The sequence below is a fragment of the Halorubrum sp. SS7 genome (genome assembly GCF_005435055.1).
Classification (GTDB): Archaea; Halobacteriota; Halobacteria; order Halobacteriales; family Haloferacaceae; genus Halorubrum; species Halorubrum salinarum.
This window is the reverse complement of the sequence record NZ_SGXV01000003.1, coordinates 188,421-209,263: the sequence shown is the minus strand read 5'-3', so window position 1 is coordinate 209,263 and position 20,843 is coordinate 188,421. Positions and strand designations below refer to the sequence as shown.

Annotated in this window: 20 protein-coding genes; 13 read left to right on the top strand and 7 right to left on the bottom strand. The window is 72.1% G+C overall.

Going from position 1 to position 20,843, the window contains the following annotated elements; all coding sequences use genetic code 11:
* Positions 1 to 31: 31 nt before the first annotated feature.
* The 5 genes from EXE44_RS05440 to EXE44_RS05420 all read left to right on the top strand — a co-directional run bounded on the left by EXE44_RS05440 (position 32) and on the right by EXE44_RS05420 (position 4,216).
* Positions 32 to 460, top strand: coding sequence for a hypothetical protein (locus EXE44_RS05440; protein ID WP_137716284.1), 429 nt, complete (start codon positions 32 to 34; stop codon positions 458 to 460).
* The gene (locus EXE44_RS05435) at positions 460 to 1,017 is read left to right on the top strand and encodes an MOSC domain-containing protein (RefSeq protein ID WP_137716283.1); all 558 of its coding nucleotides are present in this window, start codon (positions 460 to 462) and stop codon (positions 1,015 to 1,017) included. The genes EXE44_RS05440 and EXE44_RS05435 overlap by 1 nt, the downstream gene beginning before the upstream one ends.
* 82 nt (positions 1,018 to 1,099) lie before the next feature.
* A complete protein-coding gene (locus EXE44_RS05430) occupies positions 1,100 to 2,230 on the top strand; it encodes a DUF3179 domain-containing protein (RefSeq protein ID WP_137716282.1) in 1,131 nt (376 codons plus the stop codon).
* The gene (locus tag EXE44_RS05425) at positions 2,220 to 2,864 is read left to right on the top strand and encodes a hypothetical protein (RefSeq protein ID WP_137716281.1); all 645 of its coding nucleotides are present in this window, start codon (positions 2,220 to 2,222) and stop codon (positions 2,862 to 2,864) included. Before EXE44_RS05430 ends, EXE44_RS05425 begins: the two co-directional genes overlap by 11 nt.
* A 134-nt stretch (positions 2,865 to 2,998) precedes the next feature.
* On the top strand, positions 2,999 to 4,216 hold the full coding sequence (locus EXE44_RS05420; protein ID WP_137716280.1) for an MFS transporter: 1,218 nt from the start codon (positions 2,999 to 3,001) through the stop codon (positions 4,214 to 4,216).
* Between the two features lie 66 nt (positions 4,217 to 4,282).
* Here EXE44_RS05420 and EXE44_RS05415 read toward each other — a convergent pair whose 3' ends face one another.
* Positions 4,283 to 6,376: a peroxidase family protein gene (locus tag EXE44_RS05415; RefSeq protein WP_137716279.1), complete on the bottom strand. Its 2,094-nt coding sequence runs from the start codon at positions 6,374 to 6,376 to the stop codon at positions 4,283 to 4,285.
* A gap of 166 nt (positions 6,377 to 6,542) precedes the next feature.
* Between EXE44_RS05415 and EXE44_RS05410 the strand changes: the two genes are divergently transcribed.
* Positions 6,543 to 7,331, top strand: a complete 789-nt coding sequence (locus EXE44_RS05410; protein ID WP_137716390.1) for a PHP domain-containing protein — start codon at positions 6,543 to 6,545, stop codon at positions 7,329 to 7,331.
* A gap of 214 nt (positions 7,332 to 7,545) precedes the next feature.
* Positions 7,546 to 7,782: a hypothetical protein gene (locus EXE44_RS05405; RefSeq protein ID WP_137706989.1), complete on the top strand. Its 237-nt coding sequence runs from the start codon at positions 7,546 to 7,548 to the stop codon at positions 7,780 to 7,782.
* A gap of 25 nt (positions 7,783 to 7,807) precedes the next feature.
* Here the strand turns inward: EXE44_RS05405 and EXE44_RS05400 are convergent, their stop codons facing one another.
* A complete protein-coding gene (locus EXE44_RS05400) occupies positions 7,808 to 9,046 on the bottom strand; it encodes a mandelate racemase/muconate lactonizing enzyme family protein (protein WP_137716278.1) in 1,239 nt (412 codons plus the stop codon).
* Positions 9,047 to 9,142: 96 nt separating this feature from the next.
* Between EXE44_RS05400 and EXE44_RS05395 the strand changes: the two genes are divergently transcribed.
* Complete coding sequence (locus EXE44_RS05395) at positions 9,143 to 9,619, top strand: TRAM domain-containing protein (protein ID WP_137716277.1); 477 nt, start codon at positions 9,143 to 9,145, stop codon at positions 9,617 to 9,619.
* Positions 9,620 to 9,631: 12 nt separating this feature from the next.
* Here EXE44_RS05395 and EXE44_RS05390 read toward each other — a convergent pair whose 3' ends face one another.
* Positions 9,632 to 10,762 (bottom strand): geranylgeranyl reductase family protein, encoded by a 1,131-nt coding sequence (locus tag EXE44_RS05390; protein WP_137716276.1) that lies wholly within the window; start codon positions 10,760 to 10,762, stop codon positions 9,632 to 9,634.
* 90 nt (positions 10,763 to 10,852) lie between these two features.
* Entirely contained in the window at positions 10,853 to 13,090 is a 2,238-nt protein-coding gene (locus tag EXE44_RS05385; protein WP_137716275.1) for a thioredoxin domain-containing protein, read from the bottom strand.
* Positions 13,091 to 13,230: 140 nt separating this feature from the next.
* Between EXE44_RS05385 and purD the strand changes: the two genes are divergently transcribed.
* Together purD and EXE44_RS05375 are read left to right on the top strand one after the other, a co-directional pair.
* Positions 13,231 to 14,514, top strand: coding sequence for a phosphoribosylamine--glycine ligase (purD, locus tag EXE44_RS05380; RefSeq protein ID WP_137716274.1), 1,284 nt, complete (start codon positions 13,231 to 13,233; stop codon positions 14,512 to 14,514).
* Between the two features lie 64 nt (positions 14,515 to 14,578).
* Positions 14,579 to 15,175, top strand: coding sequence for a DapH/DapD/GlmU-related protein (locus EXE44_RS05375; protein ID WP_137716273.1), 597 nt, complete (start codon positions 14,579 to 14,581; stop codon positions 15,173 to 15,175).
* Positions 15,176 to 15,187: 12 nt separating this feature from the next.
* Here EXE44_RS05375 and EXE44_RS05370 read toward each other — a convergent pair whose 3' ends face one another.
* Positions 15,188 to 15,508 (bottom strand): DUF5798 family protein, encoded by a 321-nt coding sequence (locus tag EXE44_RS05370; RefSeq protein ID WP_137716272.1) that lies wholly within the window; start codon positions 15,506 to 15,508, stop codon positions 15,188 to 15,190.
* A gap of 95 nt (positions 15,509 to 15,603) precedes the next feature.
* Between EXE44_RS05370 and surE the strand changes: the two genes are divergently transcribed.
* A complete protein-coding gene (surE, locus tag EXE44_RS05365; protein ID WP_137716271.1) occupies positions 15,604 to 16,398 on the top strand; it encodes a 5'/3'-nucleotidase SurE in 795 nt (264 codons plus the stop codon).
* A 28-nt stretch (positions 16,399 to 16,426) separates the two neighbouring features.
* On the opposite strand, the gene EXE44_RS05360 is transcribed toward surE, so the two are convergent.
* Together EXE44_RS05360 and EXE44_RS05355 are read right to left on the bottom strand one after the other, a co-directional pair.
* Positions 16,427 to 17,098 carry a nucleotide exchange factor GrpE gene (locus tag EXE44_RS05360; RefSeq protein WP_137716270.1) on the bottom strand — a complete coding sequence of 224 codons (672 nt, stop codon included), beginning with the start codon at positions 17,096 to 17,098 and terminating at the stop codon, positions 16,427 to 16,429.
* Positions 17,099 to 17,172: 74 nt separating this feature from the next.
* Positions 17,173 to 18,693: a trehalase family glycosidase gene (locus EXE44_RS05355; RefSeq protein WP_137716269.1), complete on the bottom strand. Its 1,521-nt coding sequence runs from the start codon at positions 18,691 to 18,693 to the stop codon at positions 17,173 to 17,175.
* A 156-nt stretch (positions 18,694 to 18,849) separates the two neighbouring features.
* On the opposite strand from EXE44_RS05355, the gene EXE44_RS05350 reads away from it, so the two are divergent.
* Complete coding sequence (locus EXE44_RS05350) at positions 18,850 to 19,899, top strand: ABC transporter ATP-binding protein (protein ID WP_137716389.1); 1,050 nt, start codon at positions 18,850 to 18,852, stop codon at positions 19,897 to 19,899.
* Between the two features lie 4 nt (positions 19,900 to 19,903).
* Positions 19,904 to 20,842, top strand: coding sequence for a carbohydrate ABC transporter permease (locus EXE44_RS05345; protein WP_137695016.1), 939 nt, complete (start codon positions 19,904 to 19,906; stop codon positions 20,840 to 20,842).
* Position 20,843: the final 1 nt, after the last annotated feature.

Below are 20,843 nucleotides of genomic sequence, written 5' to 3'. Positions count from 1 at the left end.
TGTTGATTAGCGTCCGGCCCGCAGATCGCCCGTGAACCCGCGCACCGAACCGAACGAGTCGTCCGAGGGCGATCCGGTCGACGGCGATCCGGTCGACGGCGACCCGTCGAGTCCGTTCGGCGCCTCGGACCGCCGCTTCGACGGCCCCTGGCTGGCCGCGCTCGCGGCGACCGTCGCGGCGTGGACGCTGCTGTACGCGCTCGACTACGCGTTCCTGACGCCCGAGACGCCGCTCGGTGCGACCGTCGACTTCGCGCACGGCTACCTCCTCGCGCCGCTGGCGACCGCGACGCTGCTGCTCGACTCGCTCTCGCTCGCGGAGCGTCGCGTCGTCGACATGGGCGTGTTCAAGTGGGTCTACGCGCTCGTCGCCCTGCCCGCGCCGCCGGTCGCGGCCGTCTACTACGCGCACCGCGAGTGGCTGAAGCCCGCCGACGCGGACCTCCTCGGTGGGCCGTGATGCCGGCGGACGAGGCCGCCGCGGACGGCCCCGGCAGCGTCGCGTCGCTCGTCACCGCGCCGGAGGGCGGCGCGTCCCCCGTCCGCCGCGAGGCCGTCGAGATCCGTCCGGACGGCGTGGAGGGCGACCGCTACCGCGGCGGCGACGGCCACTTCCAGCTCGACGCCTGCGCGGTCACCCTCGTCGCCGCGTCGGCGCTCGCCGCGGTCCGGGAGGCGACCGGGGTCGACCTCCGCGACGGCCGCCACCGCCGGAACGTCGTCGTCGACGGGGTCGATCCCGGGATGGACTCGCTCCTCGGCGCGACCGTCGCCGTCGGCGACGCGCTCCTGCGGCCGACGCGGCGTCGACCCCCGTGCGCGCACTTGGAGGAGGTGGCCGGCGAGGAGGGGATCGCGGTGGCGCTCCGGAACCGCGGCGGGCTCTGCTGTGAGGTGGTCGAACCCGGTCGCGTCGCCGTCGGCGACGCGGTTCGGATCCGCGAGGCGGACCCGCGGACCGCCGGCGCGGCCATCGCGGAGCGGCTGCGGGAGGGCTCGCCGGGCGGACACGAGTGAGGTTCGTGTCGGCTCGCGCGGCTGTGCGTGCGAAACACACCCACGCTTCGGATTTTACTCGTTCGCCCCCCGAACGGGCGGTATGAACCGCACTCGTCGGTCGATGCTCGCCGGGATCGCTGCGGGCGGCGCCCTCGGCCTCCCCGGTTGCGTCGGCGGCGGTAGCGGACGCGAGCCCGGTGGGGACGAGGGCTCGGACGGCGGCGCGGCGAGCGACGGCGGCGGCCCGCCGCCGACCGTCGAGGCGGAGTACCACGTCGCCTACGAGGCGGACGCGCTAGTGTCGCGGTCCCTCGACGGCGGCGTGGGCAAAGACGGGATCCCCTCCGTCGACGATCCCTCCTTCCGGCCGATCGAGGAGGTGGACTTCGCGCGGGGCACGCCGGTGTTCGGCGTCGTTCGCGGCGGTGCGGCGAAGGCGTACCCCCGCCACCTGCTCGCGCATCACGAGATCGTCAACGACGTGGTCGGCGGCGAGCCGGTCGCGGTCACGTACTGTCCGCTGACCGGCACGGCGCAGGGGTTCCGCCGGGGCGACACGACCTTCGGCGTCTCCGGGCGGCTCGTCAACTCGAACCTGATCATGTACGACCGGGGGACCGACACCTGGTGGCCGCAGATGCTCGCCACGGGGATCGACGGCCCGCTGGCCGGGGAGACGCTCGACGAGTTCCGGGTCGCGTGGACGGCGGCCGAGGCGTGGGCCGACCGCCACCCGGACTCGCTCGTCATGACCGACGAGACCGGGTACGTCCGGCGGTACGAGAGCGACCCCTACGGCACGTACGCCCCGCTCGGCGGCTACTACGCGCAGGAGCGGACCGCGTTCCCGCCGCTCGCGTCGCCGGAAGAGGGGCATCCGAAGTCGGTCGTCATCGGGGCGCGGACGGCGGCGGGCGCCGTCGCGTTCGACAAGGCGACGCTGCTCGCGGAGCGCACGCTGACGGGGAGGGTCGGCGGGAGCGACGCGCGCGTCGTCGCCGTCGCCGACCCGGGGCTCGCGACCGGCCACGTCTACCGCAACCCCGAGGGGCTCTCCGTCGAGTCGGACGGCGACGGGTACCGCGTCGACGGCGAGGGCGGCGGGTTCGCCGCGGCCGACCTCCCGTTAGAGGAGATCCTCGCGTTCGACGCCATGTGGTTCGCGTGGGCCGGGTTCTACCCCGACACCGCGTTCGTCGGCGAGCACACGGGGGCGGGGGATGGCCGCTGAGGCCCCCGCGTCGGCCGAGTCGCCGGGCGCGCGGGTCGCCGGACTGCTGCGCCGGACCGGGTTCGCGGTCCGCGCGGCGCTCGGTCGACGCGACGGCCGGGCGACGGCGCTGGTCGCGGCGGGCGGGTACCTCCTCGCGTACCTCGTCGGACTCGGTCACCTTGGGCTCCGCGAGGGAGGGGCCGCGAGCGACGCCGGGCGGGCGGTCCCGACGGTCGACCTCGTCGTCGCGGGCGACCCGCTGGCGCTCGCGGCGCGGCGGGTCGCGCCGTTCCAGTACGAGCCCGTGGCGCTGCTGTCCGCCGGCCCGGTCGAGTACCTCTTCTCGCCGGTCAACGCGGGGCTCGGCGCGGCGCTGGCCGCGCTCGTGGGAGTCACGCTCGCGGTCTCGGTCGTCGCCTGGCGAGGGCCCGCGGCCTGTCGGATCGGCGCCGGCGCGGGGGCGGTCGCGGGAGTCCCCGGGCTGCTCTCCGGGTTCGCCTGCTGCGGCCCGACGCTCCTGCTCGTGATCGGGGTCCAGGCCTCCGCCGGGCTGCTCGCCGCGCTGCGGTGGTTCCTCCCGGTCTCGGTGGCCGGGCTCTGCGCCACGCTGCTGTGGGTCGGCAGCCGAGTCGACCCGGGCGCCGTCGAGTGAGGCGACCCCGCCCGACCGTCGGCGGTCGCCGCCGTCGACGCGGACCGCTGTCGAGGGCATGGGCCCGCCGTCGCGTTCGCTGGAATCGAAAGCGTTGACGCGGCCCGGGCCGACCACCCGAGCGTGACTGTCGGATGAACTGGCGGTACCGCCACTCGGTGCTGACGCTGTGTATGCTCGCGTTCTTCGTGACGTACTTCGCCCGGCTGGCGATCAGCCCGGTCGTCCCCCTGATCATCGACGACTTCGGGGTGTCGAACACCGCGGTGGGGGTCGCGCTCTCCGGCATGTGGTTCGCCTACGGGCTCTCGCAGTTCCCGAGCGGCATCCTCGCCGACCGGTACGGCGAGCGCCGCGTGATCCTCGTCGCCGTGGGCGGGACGGCCGCGACGAGCCTCCTGCTGGCCGTCGTGCCGGTCTTTCCCGCGTTCGTGCTGGCCGCGGTGCTGCTCGGACTCGCGGCGGGGCTCCACTACGCGGTGGCGACCACGCTGCTCTCGCGGACGTTCGACGACCTCGGCACCGCGGTCGGGATCCACTCGCTCGGCGGGCCGCTCGCGGGGCTGGTCGCGCCGGTGGCCGCGACGTGGGTGGGGTTCCGCTACGGCTGGCGGCCCGGCGTCGCGCTGGCCGCGCTCGTCGGCGTCCCCATCTTCGCCCTGTTCGCGCGCCGCGTCCGTCCGACCGAGCCGCGGCGCCCGGACCAGCCGATGGCCGAGCGGCTCCGGCTCGCGCCGCTGCTCGAACTGGTCGGGCGCCGCGAGGTCCTCGTCCCGCTCGCGGTGGCGACGCTGGGCACGTACGTCGCGCAGGGCGTCATCTCGTTCCTCCCGACGTTCCTCGTCGATCTCCGCGGGTACTCGCCCGCCTTCGCCGGCGGCGTCTTCTCGGCGTTCTTCGTCGTCCGCGCCGGCGCGCAGGTCGGGCTCGGGCGGCTCTCCGACCGGCTGGGCCGCGACGCGAGCATCGCCGCGGCCCTCCTCGGCGGGGCGCTCGGCCTCGGCGCGCTGGTCGCGCTCTCCGACCTCCTGCGGCTCCCGACCGCGATTGGGCTCCCGGCGCTCCCCGCGGTCGCGGGGCTCGGCGTCGCCGTCTTCCTCGCCGGCCTCGGGTCGAGCTTCTTCTCGGCCATCGACCCGCGGTTCATGGACGCGCTCGGCGACGCGGAGCGCGGCGCCGGGTTCGGCCTGATCCGGACCGTCTACACCGTCATCGGCTCGGCGGGCTCCGTCGGCGTCGGCCTCGTCGCGGACCTGCTCGGCTGGGCCGCGTCGTTCGCCGTCATCGCCGGCATGTCCGGGCTCGCGTTCCTCGTCATCTCCGCGAACGCGGTCGTCGGCGGGGGGCGGTGACGCGGCCGGGCGCCGGCCGCGGCCGCCTCGCTGCTCCCGCGGAGTACGCCGGCGAGGGCGCGGCGGTCAGCCGACGTACGCCCGCCTCGTCGTCCGCTCGCCGTCCGCGTCGTACACCGCGACGACCTCGCCCTCGTCGTCGAGCGCGGGCGCGCCGCGACCGAGGTAGTGGTCGGAGTCGGTGTCCGTGCCCGCGCCGACGTGGACCGTCAGCGTCTCGTCGGGGCCGAGCGTCGCGCTCGGGAGGTCGTCCCGCTGGCCGCCGAGGTCGAGGACGTAGCCGGTCAGGTCGACCGGTTCGTCGGCGAGGTTCCGGAGCGTCACGGACTCGTCGAGGGCGTCCCCGGCGCCGCCGCCCACCCCGCTGCCCGGGCCGGCGTCGACGGCGTCGATCACGAGCCCGTCCGGGGCCGCCTCGGCCGCGAACGCCGTCACGTCGGCGAGCGTGTAGCCCTCGGTGGGCGTCGGCTGCGGGAGGCTCGGTTCCCAGTCGTCCGGCGCGGCGTTCGGGTAGGCGGTCTCGTCGGCCTCGATCAGCCCGATAAGCGTCTCGGCGACGATGCGGCTGCCGACCGCGCCGAGGCGCTCGCCGTCCTGCTGGTGCTCCGCCTCGGCGAGCACGTAGTACCACAGCGGCGAGTCGGGGTCCGCGCCGCGGCCGTGCGCCCGCAGGGTCTTCATCATCGGCGAGTCCTCGCCGAACGCCTCGTTGCGGATCGGGTCGTACCCCATCCGCGCCGCCACGTCCTGGCCCGACGGGATGCCGAGCGCCTTCCCGCGCCGCAGGTTCCGGACGGCGAGCGAGGAGTCGCCGGAGATGGGCAGGTCGAACAGCGTCGGCGCGAGGAGTGGCTCCGTCTTCCGCGCCGGCTGGTAGTCGCCGTCGCCGGTGTCCAGCAGCCGCGACCAGTCGACGACGAGGTCGCTCGGGACGGGGCGGCCGCCGCGGAGGCTCCGGTCGTCGCCCGGGCCGGTGGGGAACAGCGGCACCTCGCCGACCTCGCCGTTGACGTCGAACGCGTTGGGGATCATGCTGTGCCCGAAGCGGTAGGCGGCGCCGCCGAACTCGACCGGGATGGCCGGCGTGCGTCCCGGCGGGAGGAAGAACTGCCGGCCGCGGTCCTCGATGTCGTCGAGGACGTACCGGTCGCAGATCCGCGGGAGGAAGTCGTGGCGCACGACCCACTGGTAGTGCCACCTGACGAGCCGCTGGGCGGCTTCGAGGACCGACTCGCCGTCCTCCACGAGGTCGGCGCCCGGGCCCCGGAGGTGGTCGACGACGCGGTTGTGGAAGTTCACGAACGCGAGCTGGAGCTGCGAGACGACGACGTTCTCGTCGTTGCGCGGGTCGCCGATCAGCGCGACCCCCTGCTCGTTGCGCTGGAGGTCGGTCCCCGGGAGCCCCGATAGCCCGCCGCCGTCCGCGGCGTCCGGCGCGCCCGCCTCGCCGGTGAGCAGCTTGCGCTCGTCGGTCTCGTGGTCGTAGAGGAACGGCGCCGCCTCCGCGTTCGTCCGGTACATCGAGTCGAGGTCGAGCGCCGGCGTCCGGAAGTTCCGGAGCGCGGCCGGGTCGTTCCGACGGTCGATGTCGGAGGTCGGGTCGAACGTGATGTCGTGGTCGACGAACTGCCCGAAGATGCCGTAGCCCGCGGGCGTCTCGGCGTCGCCGACCGGGTCGTCCGGCGACTCCATCATCGGGGCGTCGGCCTCGCCGCCGGTCCCGCCGAGCGTCCGGAGCAGGTCGTCGTCGCGCTCGTACGGGTCGAGCTCGGGGAACTGCGTGTGGAACCGGTGGCTCCTGATCGGGCCCGCGTCGGTACACGCCGCCTCGTTCATCCCGCGGTGTTCGGTCCCCCCGTGGATCGCGATGCTGTGCGCGTTCACCGTGAGGCGGAGGGCGCCCTCGTCGCCGTCGGGCCAATTTCGCCGCCGGATCGGCTCCTCGCTCCCCCCGCCGGCGGGGTTCCTGACGGTGAACGAGACCTCGTCGACGTCGACGCCCCCGTCCGGTTCGAGAACGAACCCCCCCCCGTCGTCGGTGGTCCAGTAGCCGATCCGGTCCCCGTCACCGCCCCGCCGTTCGCCGACCACGATCCGTCCCGCGAGCGGTCGGTCGTCCCCGTCGACGACGCGACAGCGTATCTTGCCAGTAGTACCCATGGTACGATAAACCAATCATCAGCGAGAAAAAATTTTCTAAATGAACTTTCAACCCGTTTAGCGGATCATGTTGCTGGTGGAGGCGTCGGGCGAGCGGCCGGACGGGGCGCGGTACCGCGTCGCGCGCGACCCGAACCTTCGAGTCGGCCCGCGACCAAGGCGAGGCGTGTACGACTACCACGCCCACACGAACTACTCGGACGGGGCGTTCCTGCGCTGGATGGTCGAGGCGGCCGCGGACGCCGGGCTCGACGGGATCGGGTTCGCCGATCACTGTAACGTCTCGCCGGACTCGACCGCGCGGCGCCACAAGCGCGCGTTCGGGTTCAACCTCGACCTGACCTACGAGCGGCGCCGCGAGGCGATCGAGGCGGTCCGCGACGAGGTCGCCGTCGACGTGTTCGACGCCGCCGAGATGGACTACGACCCCGCCCACGAGGGGGCTATCGCCGAGTTCCTCGACGACGCCGGCTTCGACTACGCGGTCGGGAGCGTCCACGACCTCGACGGCGCGAACGTCCACACGCGGTCCCACTTCGCGGACAAGCCGGAGTCGGAGCGGCGCGACCTAGTCGACCGCTACTTCGAGAAGCTGGTCGCGCTGATCGACTCGGAGCTGTTCGCGATCGCGGCGCACCCGGACCTGATCGAGCGCAATCCGCACCTCCGCGGGTTCGCGACCGAGGACCACTACGCCGCCGTCGCGGACGCCCTCCGGGACTCGCGGACCGTCCCCGAGGTCAACGCCGGCCGGCTGCTCGACGACTACGGCGAGTTCCACCCGGCGCCCGCGTTCCTCGACCGCCTCGTCGACGCCGGCGTCGACGTGACCGTGGGCACCGACAGCCACGCGCCGGACGAGATCGCGCCGCGCGTGCGAGAGGTCGAGGCGGAGCTCGACCGGCGCGGGCTTGAACCGGTCCAGCTCGACGAAATCGCGACGAGAAGGGCCTGACGCGATCGCCTATCGGGCCGAGCGGAGTCCAGATTCGTCGGGCGACCCCGCGCTGGTCGAGCCCACGGAGACTGGTGGGGTTCGGCTGCTGGATACCGAGAGCGACGGATACGGAGAGCGCATTCGTCGGATCGACGCAAGGCGGTCCGCAGACCTTCGGTGTGAGTTCAACGATCGAACAAGAACTAAGCAGCGCAGGGACGAACCGGATCCCGTGGCCCTCCTATCGTCTCTCACTCGGGATTTAACTGAACAGGACGGGCGGAAGATTGCGACGATCGTGTCGACGATGACCGTCGGACTCCCGGTCTATACAGCGCTCATGTCTCTCACCGGCGTAATCGATATTCCGACGACGGCCCGCTTCCTCGCGATCACGTCGCTCATCGGGTTCGCGATGTCACTGCTGATGATATTTGCCTATCTGTTGGGGAACAAGGTCACCGCCTGACGGAGTCAGGCGATCCTGACCGGGCTTACGCCGGATCGAACAGCGTCTCGCCCTCGACCATGTGCTCCTCGACGGTGTCCAGATCGAGCGTGAGACCGAGGCCCGGCTTCTCCGGCACCTCGATGTAGCCGTCCTCGATCACGTCCTCCTCGACGAGGTCCTCCCACCAGCCCAGCTCGTAGGAGTGGTACTCGATCGCGAGCGAGTTCGGGATGGAGGTGCCGACGTGGGCCGCCGCCATCGTCGCGATCGGCGAGGCGACGTTGTGCATCGCGACCGGGACGTAGTACTGGTTCGCCACGTCCGCGATCTTGCGGGTCTCGCGCATGCCGCCGACCTTCGGCAGGTCGGGCGCGACGATGTCGACCGCCTGGTTCTCGATGAGGCGGCGCAGCTCGGTGACGCGGTAGCGGTTCTCGCCGACCGTGATCGGCGTGGTCGTGCTCTTCGTGACCTCCTCCTGGACTTCGAGGTTCTCCGGCGGGACGGGGTCTTCGAGCCACCACACGTCGTAGTCCTCGATGGCGTCCGCGAGGCGCTTCGCGGAGCCGCCCGAGAACGTCCAGTGGCAGTCGAAGGAGACGTCCGCCTTGTCCTTCACGCGCTCGGTGACCTTCTCGACGATCTCCGCCTTGTGGCGGATCTCGCCGGGGCGGAGGTGGCGGTTCGCGCGGTCCTTCTCGAAGCCGCTCGGCACGTCGAGGTCGAACTTCAGCGCGTCGTAGCCCAGCTCGTCGACGACGCGCTCGGCCTCGTCCGCGCACGCCTCGGGGTCCGCCTCCTCCTCGGTGTGGCAGTCGCAGTAGACGCGCATCTGGTCGCGGTACTTCCCGCCGAGCAGCTGGTAGGCGGGCACGTCGAGGATCTTGCCGGCGAGGTCGTGGAGCGCGACCTCGATGCCGGAGATGGCCGTGACGGTGACGCCCTCGACGGAGCCCTCGCCGGACATCTTCTGGATGAGGTGCTCGTAGAGGCGGTCGATGTCGAGCGGGTTCTCGCCGACGACGAACGGCTTCATGCGCTCGATGAGCTCCGGGACGCCCGCGCCCCAGTACGCCTCGCCGGTGCCGACGACGCCCGCGTCGGTGTACACGCGGACGAGCGTCCACGGGAAGTTCCCGTCGACCATCGTCGTCTGAACGTCAGTGATCTCGACGTCGCGGCCGCCCCCGCGCGTCCCGGTGGTCCCCATCGTCTCGGCGGAGAGCTCTCGCATCGTGTACTCCGCGTTCGGGTCGTGGAGCGACTCGTAGTTTCGGCTCATACCGCGTGGGTTAATTCGGAACAGGGTAAACGTTTACCTTCCCCCGCCGTCCGCCCGAACAGGTGGCTTTTCATCCCCGTGCGCGCAATGGCACCCATGGTCGAAATCACTGATTCTCTCGCGTGTCTGTACACCGGACGGGTGGAGTCCCGCGGCGACGACTACGTCGTCACCGTCCCGGCCTCGGAGATCGAACACGGAAGCGTCAGCGTGGGCGAGACGTATCGGATCGCCGTCCTGGACCGCGCCGACTCGGCGGCGGAGTCGACGGACGACGCCGACGCCGCGTCCGTCCCCGAGCCGAACGGTGCGTCCGACGGGACGCCGTCCGACGACGGCCAGCGGCCCACCTCCCGGGGGGCCGCCGGCGCGGTCCAGCCGGACCCGCCCGTCTCGGAGGGGGAGGTACGGGACGTGACGATCGAGACGCTCGGCGACAAGGGCGACGGGATCGCGAAGATCGAACGCGGCTACGTCGTCATCGTCCCCGACGCGGAGCCCGGCGAGCAGCCGACCGTCGAGATCACGAGCGTCCGCGAGAACGTCTCGTTCGCGAACGTCGTCGACGAGTAGCGACCGGTCGGGTCACTGTGCCTCCCCGTCGTCGGGATGTATCCGTTCCGGGGGGGTGGCCCGCGAGAACAGCGACCGCAGGTTCGACGCCGAGAAGAACGAGGACGGCTCGTCCATGTGGACGCCGATCTCGCCCGACAGCGCCCGCAGCCCGACCCGCTGGACCGGTTCCGGGAGCGAGTAACACCGCCTGATCGCCTTCCCGAGCCGGATCTCCGTGGCCAGCTCCGCGCGCCACCCCGACTCGTAGTCCGCGAGCGTCGCCGGGTCCGCCGGGTCGATCGCCGCCGCGGCCACGTCGGCCGCGCGCATCCCGTAGAGGATGCCGCCGCCGGTGAACGGCTTCGTCTGCGCGGCGGCGTCGCCGATCAGGAAGCCGCGGTCGCTCGTCGTCCGCGACGGCGGGCCGATCGGAATCGCGCCCGAGCAGCGCCGGTCGGTCGTCGCGCCGTAGGCGTCCGTGAGCCGCTCGAACATCCCCGACACGTCCTCGCTCGGCGGCGCCGCGAGGCCGTACTCGACGCCCGCGTCGCCGCGGGGGATCCGCCACGCGAAGAACGTCGGTGCGGTGAGGTGGACGTCGACGTAGTCGCCCGCGTCCGCCGCGGGGTCGAACCCGAGGACACCGTGGAGCAGTTCGTCCGGCTCCGGGAGGTCGAGCGCGCGCCGGACCCTCGAGGTGGGGCCGTCGCAGCCGGCGACCATCCGGGCCTCGACGCGCTCCACGTCGCCCGCGGGCGTCCGAACGTCGACGGCGACCCGGTCGGCCCGCTCCTCCACGCCGACGACCGTGTGGTCCTCCCGGACATCGGCGCCCGCCTCGCGCGCGGCCTCGGCGAGGGCCCGGTCGAGCCCGACGCGGTCGATCACGTTGGAGACCGGCTCTCGCTTGTAGAACGGGTAGGCCCGCGACCCCGGACCGCCGACGTGGAAGCGGGCCCCGTACACCCGGTTCTGGAGGAGGTCGTCGCGGGCGCCGTCGGGGGCGTACTCCCACACGTCGTCGGAGACGTGCCCGGAGCAGGCGAGCGGCTCGCCGACCGACCCCTTCTCGAAGGCGACGACGTCGCGGCCGGCCTCGGCCGCGCGTCGGGCGAACCGCGACCCCGGCGGGCCCGCGCCGACGACGACGAAGTCGTACATGGTCGGGTCGTGGTGACGGGGGTAGTTAAGCGCGACGCGCCGACCCGGCGGGTCGCGGCGAGACGAGGGCCGAAGGGTCGGAACGGCCGCCTACTCGGACGACTCCCGCGTTTCCAGCCACGAGAGCGCCGCGTCGAGGTCCGTCCGCGGCGGCGAGCAGGTGAACCCCTCGCAGACGTAGGCGGTCGGCTCGCCGTCGACCGCGTCGCGGTCCGCCCAGATCGGCGGCGCCTCGGCCATGCCGAGGCGGTCGAGCCACTCGTCGAGGCCCGCGTCGGTCGCGGGTCGCGGCGCGACCAGCGCGCCCGGGAGGTACCGCTCGCCGAGCGTCTCGCGCCACTCGTCCGGGACCGCGTCGGCGGCGACGGTCACCTCGATCCCGCCGGTCTCGACCAGGTCGGCCGCCCGCACGAGGGAGGCGTGTTCGAGCGGGCTCCCGCGGATCCGGTCGGCGTGGGTCCGCACGACGCGCTCGGCGATCTCGCGGAACTCGCCGTCCGTCCGGAAGCCGTCGAGGAGCGCGAGCGTCTCGGCGGCGACGCCGAGGCTCGACGGCGTCGACCGGTCAGTGAACTCCTGCGGCCGCGCGATGAGGGGGCCGGCGTCGGCGGTCTCGTCGCCGGCGTCGCCGGAGCCGTCTCGCGCCTCGCCGTCGAGGTCGCGGGTGAAGTAGATCGTCCCGTCGGCGGCGTCGTGGAACTCGTCGACGAGCGCGTCGGCGAGGTCGAGGGCGAACCCGAGCGGCTCCGGGTCGCCGGTCGCCGCATACGTGTCGAGCGCGCCGCGAGCGAGGAACGCGTAGTCGTCGAGGTACCCCGGCCCGCGCACGTCGCCGTCGAGCCAGCGCCGGGCGAGCGCGCCGGTCTCGCGGTCGGCGTCGTAGAGCCGCTCGCGACAGAAGTCGAGCGCCTCGCGGGCGATCTCGGCGTACGGCTCGCCGAGTGCGTCCCCGGCCCGCGCGAACGCGGAGATCGCTCGCCCGTTCCACGAGGCCAGCACCTTCTCGTCGCGGGCGGGGCGCGGGCGCTCCTCGCGGGCGTCGAACAGCTCGGTTCGGGCGTCGGTCAGGACCTCTCGGACCTCCTTAGGCGACAGGTCGCGGTCGGCGGCCAGCTCCTCGACGGACGCGGCGACCGTCGGGACGGTCGTGCCGCGCTCGAAGTTGCCGCCGGGCCGGATCCCGTACCGCTCCTTGGCGAGCGACGCGGCCGGCTCGTCGAGGACGGCGTCGACCTCCTCGGGCGTCCACACGTAGAACGCGCCCTCGACGTCTCCTTCTCCGTCGTCGCCCCCGCGCCCCGCGGGCGGTCGGCTGCGCGCGTCGAGGGTGCTGAAGAAGCCGCCCCCCTCGTGGCGGAGTTCGCGGTCGAGGAACGCGAGCGACTCGCTCGCGACGCGGGCGTACGCCGGGTCGCCCGCGAGCCGGTAGCCGTCGAGGTAGACCATCGGCAGCTCGGCGTTGTCGTACAGCATCTTCTCGAAGTGCGGGACCGTCCACTCGCGGTCGACCGCGTAGCGGTGGAACCCGCCGCCGATCTGGTCGTACATGCCCCCGCGGGCCATCCCGTCGAGCGTGCCGGTCGCGGCCGACAGGAGCGCGTCGCGGCCGCGCCCGGCGTAGGCGCGCATGAGGAGGTCGATCCGCCCGGGCATCGGGAACTTCGCGCCGCCGCTCCCGAAGCCGCCGTGCTCCTCGTCGTAGCCGCGCAGCGCGGCCGCGGCGGCCGTGTCGAGTAAGTCCTCGCCCGCGGGCTGCCCGGCGTCCGCCCCGTTCGGATCGGCCGCGTCCGGCGTCGGCACCGACTCCAGCTCGTCGCGCGCGCTCTCGGCCCACTGGTCGGCGCGCCGCTTCATCTCCTCGCGCTGTTCCGGGTCGCTCCAGGAGTCGGCGATGCGCTCACAGAGGTCGCGGAAGCCGGGCTGGTTCCGCCGCGGCTCGGGCGGGAAGTAGGTCCCGACGTAGAACGGCTTCCCCTCCGGGGTACACCACGCCGACAGCGGCCACCCGCCGCCGCCGGTGACCAGCTGGCAGACGGTCATGAACGTGCTGTCGACGTCGGGGCGCTCCTCGCGGTCGACCTTGACCGGGACGAACGACTCGTTGACCACGCCCGCGACCGACTCGTCCTCGAAGCTCTCCTCGGCCATGACGTGACACCAGTGACACGAGGAGTAGCCGATGGAGACGAACACCGGAACGTCGTGCTCCTGAGCGCGCTCGAACGCCTCGTCGCCCCACGGCTGCCAGTTGACGGGGTTGTCGGCGTGTTGTTGGAGGTACGGGCTCGCCTCGCCGTCGAGGCGGTTCCGCTCGGTCGGCTGTGACATGGGCCCGATTCGGCCCGGCGGGGCAAAAGGCGTCCGCACCGGCGCGATTCCCGCTTCGAGCGCAGTTCTATCCACGTCCGCGCATATATCGAGCCCGATAGAGAGTAAGGTTTACACTACCGTGCGGACACCCGTCGGGCATGACGGAGACCGTACTCGTGGTGGGGGGCGGCGGGCGCGAACACGCGATCGCCCGCGCCGTGGCCGACGACTGCGCGCTGTACGCCTGCGCGAGCGTCCGGAACCCGGGGATCCGACGGTTGGCAGACGGGTTCGAGGCGATCGACGAGACCGATCCGGCCGCGGTCGCCGACTACGCGACCGAGGTCGGCGCGGACCTCGCGGTCATCGGTCCGGAGTCGGCGCTGGAGGCGGGGGTCGCTGACGCGCTCGACGACGCCGGCGTGTACGCCTTCGGCCCGCGGGCCGCGGAGGCGCGCTTGGAGACCGACAAGGCGTACCAGCGGGAGTTCATGGAGGAGCACGCGATCCCGGGCTGTCCGGACTACGCGGTGTTCGACGACACGGAGGCGGCCTGCGAGTACATCGACGAGTACGACGGCGACCTCGCGGTCAAGCCCGCCGGGCTCACCGGCGGGAAGGGCGTGAAGGTGATCGGCGACCAGGTGACGAGCGAGGAGGCCAAGGCGTACCTCCGCGACTCCGACTACGACCGCGTGGTGCTGGAGGAGCGGCTCGTCGGCGAGGAGTTCACGATCCAGGCGTTCGTCGCCGACGGCGACCTGCGGACGACGCCGGCGGTCCAGGACCACAAGCGCGCCTACGAGGGCGACGAGGGGCCCAACACCGGCGGGATGGGCTCGTACTCCGACACGGGGCCGTCGCTGCCGTTCATGCGCGAGGGCGACTACGAGGCCGCGGTCGAGGTGCTGGAGGCGGTCGTCGACGCGCTCCCCGAGTACAAGGGCGTCCTCTACGGCCAGTTCATGCTCACGGACGCGGGCCCGAAGGTCGTCGAGTTCAACGCGCGCTTCGGCGACCCGGAGGCGATGAACACGCTGCCCGTCCTCGACACGCCGTTCGTCGACGTGCTCGCCGCCGCGCGCGACGGCGACTCCCTCCCGGAGCTCTCCTTCTCCGGCGAGGCGACCGTCTGTAAGTACGCGGTGCCGGACGGCTACCCGACCGACCCCGACGCGGGCGCAGAGATCGCGGTCGACGAGGAGAGCGCCGGGGACGCGCTTCTCTACTACGCCAGCGTCGACGAGCGCGACGGCCGCCTGTACACGACCACGTCGCGCTCGTTCGCCGTCGTCGGCCGCGGCGACTCCGTCGCGGCCGCCGAGGCGCAGGCGGAGGACGCCCTGGCGGCCGCGGGCGACCGCGTCCGCATCCGCCACGACATCGGCACGGCCGACCTCGTTCAGCGCCGGATCGACCACATGGACGACCTCCGGAACTGACCGGGCGCGTCCCGACCGACGCCCCGGAGCGACCCTTTTATTCTCCCCGTCCGAACGGGACGACGTGACCGACGACGACGCGGCCGCGACGCGCGACGACACCGAGCCGGCACCCGGCGACCCGGACGCGAGGCCCGACGGCGCCGACGAGAGCCGGAGCGACCGCCTCGACCGATTCCCGACGCCGGGACCGCGGAACTCCCTGTGGTCGTGGCCGGACGCGAAGTCGCCGCTCGCGGTCGTCCGCAACTACGTCGTCATCGTCCTCGCGCGGATCTGTCCGAGCCTCCGGCTGAAGAACTGGCTGCTGCGGCGGATCGGCGTCACGGTCGGCGCCGGCGTCGCCTGGGGGTTGGAGTCGACGCCCGACGTGTTCTGGCCCGAGAGAATCCGCGTCGGCGACGACGCCGTCATCGGGTACGACGCCACGCTGTTGTGCCACGAGTTCCTCCACGAGGAGTACCGCCTCGGCGACGTGGTCGTCGAAGACGAGGCGATGGTCGGCGCCGGGGCGATAGTGCTGCCCGGCGTCACCGTCGGCGAGGGCGCGCGCGTCGCCGCGAACTCGCTCGTCGCCGAGGACGTGCCGCCGGGCGCGACCGTCGCGGGCGTGCCGGCGGAGGTCGTCTCGCGGGCGGAGACGGCCGCGAGCGACGACTGAGCCGACCGTCGGTTACGCCGCGCTATCGTCCGCGTCGGCGTCGTCGCTCTCGTCCGCGTCGTCGGCCGCGTCGGCCGCAGTCTCCTCGGCGTCGGTGATGTGCGCCTCGGTGCTCACGCGCGCCAGATCGACGCCGACCTCCTCGGCGACGGCGTCGAGGACGGCCCGCTGTTCGGCCATCTCGTTTTCGAGCGTCTTGACGCGCTCCGCGGTGTCTTTCACCGTCTCCTGCGTCTCGTCGACCTCGTCGCGGAGCTCGCTGATCTTCTTGTAGGTGCGCTCCGCGCGGTCGGCGAGGGTCTGGATCTTCTTTGCGGTGTCCCCGAATCCCATATCGACGGGTCGGCCCGGCGATACGTGTGCTTTTCCGTTCGACGCGACGCCCGCGCCGACGGTGGACTTTTGCCCGACTCGCCCGTGGTACGGGTATGAGCGTCGACCGGATCCTGTTGACCAACGACGACGGCGTCGACGCCGCGGGGCTGCGCGCGCTCTACGACGCGCTCGCGACCGAGTACGCGGTGACGGTCGTCGCGCCGGCCGACGACCAGTCGTCCGTCGGCCGGCGCCTCTCCGACGACGTCACGGTCGACGACCACGACCTGGGGTACGTGGTCGAGGGCACCCCCGTCGACTGCGTCGTCGCCGGCCTCGACGAACTCGTCCCGGAGGCGGACGCGGTCGTCGCGGGCTGCAACGAGGGGGCGAACCTCGGCGCCTACACGCTCGGCCGGTCGGGGACCGTCTCCGCGGCGGTCGAGGCCGCGTTCTTCGACGTGCCCGCGGTCGCGACCTCGATGTACGTGCCCGGCGGCGACGACTGGTGGAAGCGGGAGTTCGCGGCCGAGGACTTCGCGCACGCGGCCCGGGCGACGCGGTACCTCGTCGACGAGGCGGTCGACGCCGGCGTGTTCGAGCGGGCGGACTACCTCAACGTGAACGCGCCCATCGCGGACGAGGACCGCGCGCCGCTGCGGGTCACGACGCCCTCGACGTGGTACGGGATGCGCGCGGAGCGGAACGGGGACGGCCGGGTCGGGTTCTCGGACCCGATCTGGGGCCGGATGAACGACGGCGACGTGCCGGACCCCGTTGGGACCGACCGGCGCGCCGTCGTCGACGGCGAGGTGTCGGTCTCGCCGCTCTCCGTGCCGCACGCCGCGGCACCGAACGCCGGGCTCGACGACCTCGCCGACGCCTACGAATCGGCGGCCAAGTCCTGACTCGCCGCGGAAAACGGAGGAACGCGGGCTAGGTGCCGTCGCCGGTGCTGACGGTCACCTTCGCCTCGCTCAGCACGCGGTCGCCCATCTCGTAGCCGGGCTCGTACACCTCGTGGATCGCCCCCTCGGGGCGGTCGCTGTCGACGCGGAGCATCACCTGGTGGCGCGCCGGGTCGACCTCCTCGCCCGGCGCCGGCTCGATGGGTTCGACCCCCTCGTCGGCCAGCACGTCGTCGAACTTCTCCAGCGTCGACTCCACGCCGGGGCGGAGGTCGCTCCCCTCGTCCTGGTCGAGCGCGCGGAGGAGGTCGTTCCGGACGGGCGCGATCCGCTCGACGAGCGCCTCGGAGGCGCGCTCGCGTATCTCCTCCTGCTTCCTTTTCGCGCGCTCCTTGTAGTTGCTGAAGTCCGCCTTCACGCGGGCGAGCTTGCTCGTCAGCTCATCGACCTCCTCGTCGCGCTCGCGCAGCGCCTCGCGGGTCTCGGCGAGGTCGGCCTCCAGCGCCGCGACCTCGCGCGCGAGCGCCTCGTCGTGCTCGGCGACGGCCGCGGCGAGCGCCTCCTCGTCGTGACGGGCGTCCCCGTCGGCCGACTCTGCGGCCGCTTCCTCGGCGGTCGCCTCCGCCGTGCCGTTCGTCCGCGCCGCGTCGCCCGCCTCGTCCTCGGCGGACTCGACGTCGACGGCCTCGTCGTCGCTCATACCCGATCGAAGTCGGTCGGCGGGGATAAGCGTTCAGAAGCGCGGCGCCGCCGCTCCGGCGCGACGAGAGCGGCCTACCGCCGAGCCGACAGCGCCGTGACGACGCCGTTCGTCCAGCCGAACCCGTACTGGGGCTCGTACTCGCCGAGGTCGGTCGTCTCCCCGACGGTGCGCACGTCGTACTTCTCCGCCATGCGGCCGGTCTCCTCGAACGACCGCCGCGCGAGGCCGACCCAGCGGTCCGCTATCTCGTCGGCCAGGTCGTCGTGCCCGTACCGCCGCAGCCCGGTGACGGCCATCCAGTGGAGCGGGGCCCAGCCGCTGGGCGCGTCCCACTGCTCGCCCGTGGCTTCGAGCGTCGTCACGAGGCCGCCGGGGCGGAGGAAGTCCTCACGGAGCCGGTCGGCGACCGCGGCCGCCCGGTCGTCGGTCGCGGCGCCGGTGAAGAGCGGCGCGACCGCGGCGAGCGTGAGGCGGTCCGACGGTCGGCCGTCGACCCACGAGTGGTCGACGTAGAACCCCGCGTCCGCGTCCCAGCAGTACCGGTTGATCGCCGTCCGCCGGTCGGCGGCGAGGTCGGCGTACCGCTCGCCGGCCTCGGCGCGGCCGACCTTCGGGAGCCACTCCGCGAGGGCGGACTCCATCCCGAAGAGGACGGCGTTGAGGTCGACCGGCACCAGCTCGGTCGTCCGGATCGTGGTGAGGTCGTCCGCCGCGAGCCACCGGGAGCTGAAGTCCCAGCCCGACTCGCAGGCGGCCCGGACGTCGCGGAACAGGTCGGGCCGGTCGTCGACGGGGACCCGCTCGGCGAGCCGGCGGTCCTCGTGGTACGACTCCGGACGCGGGCGGGCGCGGTCGTCCCAGTACCGATTGAGGACGGTCCCGTCCGCGAGCCCGACGACGCGGCGGTGCGCCGCGGGACCGCTCTCCCGGCCGACGCGGTCGGCCCCGTCCATCCAGAACCCGTGTTCCGTCCGGAGCGCCTCGACGTGGGGCGCGACCGCGTCGAACCCCTCCGCGCGCTCCAACACGCGCAGCATGCGGTAGAACAGCGGGACCTGCGACCGGCTGTCGTAGTACGCCCGGTTGCCGAGGGGGACGAAGCCGAAGCGGTCGATCAGGGAGGCGATGTTCCCGACCATGCCGGCGATCAGGTCGGTCCGGTCGGCGGCCGCCAGCCCCTCCGCGGTGAAGTAGCTGTCCCAGTAGTACATCTCCCGGAAGCGACCGCCCGGGACGACGTGCGGGTTCGGGAGGGGAACGACCGTCGAGCCGGCCGCGTCGTCGTCGAACGTCCGGGTCAGGGCGCCCCACAGCGACGAGACGTGGTCCTCCATCGACCGCGACGCGGTGAGGTCCGGAGCGGCGGCGACCGGTTCCGGCAGCCGGAAGTGGTCCTCGACGAACGACGCCAGTTCGAATTCAGGCCGGTCGCGCGCGGACAGGTACCGTTCGAGAATCAGGTCGGGGGAGACGCGCGGCTCCGCGTCGACGAACCGCTTGTCGTCCTCGAAGAGGTCGCGACCCTGGACGGTGCGGAAGAGCTCGCCGGAGATCTGCGGAAAATTGGTGTAGTCGAAGAGACCGGAACTCATCTCCCCCACGTAGTGAAAGGATTGCTAAGTAATTATTGAATTAGCCGGACAGAGAACGGATAGCGGGTCCCTGCGGCAGTCCTCTTATCCATGGTCTATGATTAATTATAAGTGTAATAAATGAATACGGGCGGGTAGTCGATGACCCGCATTAGCATGCGATCGGTGAGCAAGTACTTCGACGGGGGTGACACGGTCGCGAACTACAAGCTGGACATGGAGGTGGACGACGGGGAGTTCGTGGTGTTCCTCGGGCCGTCCGGCTGCGGAAAGACGACCGCCCTCCGGATGATCGCGGGGTTAGAGGACCCGTCGGAGGGGGAGATCTACTTCGACGACGACCGGGTCGACGGGACCCCGCCCGCCGATCGCAACGTCGCGATGGTGTTCCAGAACTACGCGCTGTACCCCCACATGACCGTCCGGGAGAACATCGAGTACCCGCTGAAGGTCAGGGGCGTGCCGCCGGAAGAGCGGGACGAGCGGGTCGCCCAGGTCGCCGAGCTGCTCCACATCGAAGACCAGATGGAGAGCGACCCGGGCGAGATCTCCGGCGGGCAGCGCCAGCGGACCTCGCTCGCGCGGGCCATCGTCCGCGAGCCGTCGGTGTTCCTCCTCGACGAGCCGCTCAGTAACCTCGACGCGAAGCTCCGCTTGGAGATGCGCTCCGAGCTCAAGCGGATACAGAACGAGCTCGGGATCACGACGGTGTACGTGACGCACAACCAGGAGGAGGCGATGAGCATGGGCGACAAGATCGTCGTGTTGAACGACGGGACGATCCGGCAGGTCGCCGACCCCGAGGAACTGTACGAGCGGCCGCGGACCACCTGGGTCGCGAAGTTCATCGGGTCGCCGCCGATGAACCTCTTCGAGGGCGAGAACCGCGACGGCGCCGTCCAACTCGCCGAGGGCAACAGCCTCCCGATGCCGGCGGAGACGTCGTCACAGACCGTCTCGGTGGGCGTCCGGCCGGAGGACATCGACGTGTCGACCGCGGCGCCCGACACGGACTGGACGGTGCCGGGCACGGTGAAGACGGTCGAACCGCTCGGGGAGTACGTGCTGGTCAACGTCGAGGTGGGCGGCTCCGTGGTGAACGTGAAGGTCCCGACGACGGACGCGGCGGCGGGAGACGGCGTTCACCTCACGTTCGACCCGAGCGACGCGTACCTCTACGACGGGGACGGGGAGCTGGTGGCCTGATACCATGTCCGTCGAATCGTACCTGGAGGACCGGCTCGACCGGGACGTGGACGGGGAGAAGCTCACCGCGATCCTCGTGTTCATGCTCCCCGGGCTCACGCTGTTCGGCATCTTCTCCGTCGGGCCGATGCTGTACTCGGCGGTCGGGAGCTTCTTCACCTGGGACGGGTTCACGATCGGGCAGTTCGCCGGGTTCGAGACGTGGATCGCGACGTTCAACGACGACGCGATCATCAACTGGGACAACCTCCTCGCGCTCCAGTACCCGATGGGGGCGCTGCCGCAGAACATCATCTGGATGGTTGTCCACGTCCCGCTGAGCACGCTGCTCGGCCTCGGGCTCGCGCTGCTTTTCGCCGACCTGCGCGGGCGGAGCATCCTGCGCTCGATGGTGTTCCTCGCCTTCACGACGCCGACGGTCGTGATCGGGCTCGTCCTCCTGTTCGTCTACGACCCGCAGGCCGGCATCTTCAACGGGCTGCTCCGGTCGATCGGGCTGGAGTCGGTGGTCCGGAACTGGGTCCAGGAGCCGCAGATCGCGATCTACGCGCTGATCGCGGGCGGCGTCTGGGTCCAGACCGGGTTCAGCATGCTGTTGTACAGCTCCGCGCTCGCGGGGATCGACCCCGCGCTGCTGGAGTCCGCCCGCGTCGACGGCGCGGGGCGGTTCCGGCGGTTCAAGGACATCATCTGGCCGCTCGTCAAGCCCGTGACGGCGGTCGTGGTGATCATGAGCATGATCTGGGTGATCCGGATCTTCGCCATCGTCTACGCGGCCGGGGGGCCCTCGGGCGGTCCCGGCGGGGTGTTCTCCGTCCTCGGCTTAGAGGTGTACCAGGCGGCGTTCTCCGTCCCGATCGAGTACAGCAAGGCGATGGTCGTCGCGCTCATCGAACTGGTGATCGCGCTGCCGATGGCGTGGTACATCGCGTCAATGGACTGAT